The sequence below is a fragment of the Mesorhizobium sp. M7A.F.Ca.US.014.04.1.1 genome (assembly GCF_003998745.1).
GTDB lineage: Bacteria > Pseudomonadota > Alphaproteobacteria > Rhizobiales > Rhizobiaceae > Mesorhizobium > Mesorhizobium ciceri.
Genome location: NZ_RZRW01000880.1, coordinates 1 through 1,709, shown reverse-complemented (window position 1 = coordinate 1,709; position 1,709 = coordinate 1). Strand labels below are relative to the sequence as shown.

Sequence of the window (1,709 nt, the reverse complement as noted above, 5' to 3'; positions counted from 1 at the left end):
ACACCGGCGCCGGTGGCACCGCCGCACTCGACATGATGCTGAAGCTGATCGGCGACGACTTTGACGAGAACCTCGTCAACCGCGTCTGCGAGCAGGTGCTGACCGACCGCGTGCGCAGCCCCACCGACCGCCAGCGCCTGCCGCTGCGCGCCCGCCTCGGCGTCCAGAACTCGAAAGTGCTGACCATCATCGAGTTGATGGAAGGCAATCTGTCGGAGCCGCTGTCACTGATCGAGATCGCCGATCATGTCGACCTGTCGCGCCGCCAGATCGAGCGGCTGTTCCGCACCGAGATGGGCCGCTCCCCCGCCCGCTATTATCTCGAAATCCGGCTCGACCGCGCTCGGCACCTGCTGATCCAGTCCTCGATGCCAGTGGTCGAGGTGGCGGTCGCCTGCGGCTTCGTCTCGGCCTCGCATTTCTCCAAATGCTACCGCGAACTCTACGCCCGCTCGCCGCAGCAGGAGCGCGTCGACCGCAAGCAGCTGCTGGCCGCCTGAGCAGAGGTGTCACGTGAGGCGGCTCTGGACGCCCCGAAACGTGATCTTCCTCGCCTCAAGCGTCTGTTGAGCGAGCCAAGTATCTTTCCAGATGATCAGGCTGTGTCGGTCTGACTACGCCTGCGCCGTGCGCATCGCCTCGACCCGAATATCCTCGGTCAGCCGCGCTTTCAGCGCCGAGAATTCCGGGCTGGTCTTCAGCGTGTAATGGCGCGGATGCGGCAGGTCGATGGCGACATCCGACTTGATGCGGCCAGGCCGCGCCGTCATCACGATGACGCGCGAGGCCATGAAGATCGCCTCCTCGATGTCATGGGTGACGAACAGCACCGTCTTTTGGCGCCGTTCCCAGATGCCGAGCAGCAGTTCCTGCATCAGACCGCGCGTCTGGTTGTCGAGCGCGCCGAACGGCTCATCCAGCAACAGGATCTCCGGATCGTTAGCCAGCGCCCGGGCGATCGCCGTGCGCTGCTGCATGCCGCCGGAGAGCTGCTTCGGCCAATGGTTCTCGAACCCTTTCAGGCCGACGAGATTGACGTAGGAAGCGACGACCCCGTCCCGCTCCTTTTCGGGCATTCCGCGTTCGCGCAAGCCGAAAGCGATGTTCTGCGCCACAGTCAGCCAGGGAAACAGCGTGTAGGACTGAAAGACCATGCCGCGATCCGGCCCCGGCCGGGTCACCGCCTTGCCGTCGAGCAGCACACGGCCCTCGCTCGATGCTTCCAGGCCCGCGACAATCCTGAGCAGTGTCGACTTCCCGCAGCCGGACGGCCCCAGAATAGTGATGAAGTCGTTGGCGGCGACCGCCAGGTCGATCGGCATCAGCGCCTTGACCGGCTGACCGCCGCGCACGCCGGCAAAGGTGCGCGAAACGCCCTCGATGAGAAGCTTGTTCACGCCAGGCTCCACGGAAAGAGCCAGCGGTTGAAGGCCTTGAAGGCGAAGTCGGACAACAGCCCGATCAGTCCGATGACGATGATGCCGAAGATGATCTGACCCGTCGCCAGCCGCGACTGACTGTTGATGATCATGTAGCCGATGCCGGATGACGAGCCGATCAGTTCCGCGACGATGACATAGGTCCAGGCCCAGCCGAGCACCAGCCGCAGCGTCTCGGCGACCTCCGGCGCATTGGCCGGCATGATCACCCGGTTGACGATGCCGCTGTTGGTGGAACCCAGCGTGTAGGCGGCCTCGACCAGATCGCGT

The 1,709-nt window shown here is 64.5% G+C and carries 3 protein-coding genes; 1 reads left to right on the top strand and 2 read right to left on the bottom strand.

Going from position 1 to position 1,709, the window contains the following annotated elements; all coding sequences use genetic code 11:
* Positions 1 to 500: helix-turn-helix domain-containing protein (locus EOA22_RS39760; RefSeq protein ID WP_127390555.1), on the top strand; the 500-nt coding region annotated here is incomplete at its 5' end.
* Between the two features lie 114 nt (positions 501 to 614).
* Here the strand turns inward: EOA22_RS39760 and EOA22_RS32645 are convergent.
* Both EOA22_RS32645 and EOA22_RS32640 read right to left on the bottom strand, forming a co-directional pair.
* On the bottom strand, positions 615 to 1,397 hold the full coding sequence (locus EOA22_RS32645; RefSeq protein WP_013531158.1) for an ABC transporter ATP-binding protein: 783 nt from the start codon (positions 1,395 to 1,397) through the stop codon (positions 615 to 617).
* Positions 1,394 to 1,709 (bottom strand): ABC transporter permease subunit (locus EOA22_RS32640; protein ID WP_127390554.1); only part of this gene is annotated, 316 nt, incomplete at its 5' end. The genes EOA22_RS32645 and EOA22_RS32640, both read right to left, overlap by 4 nt.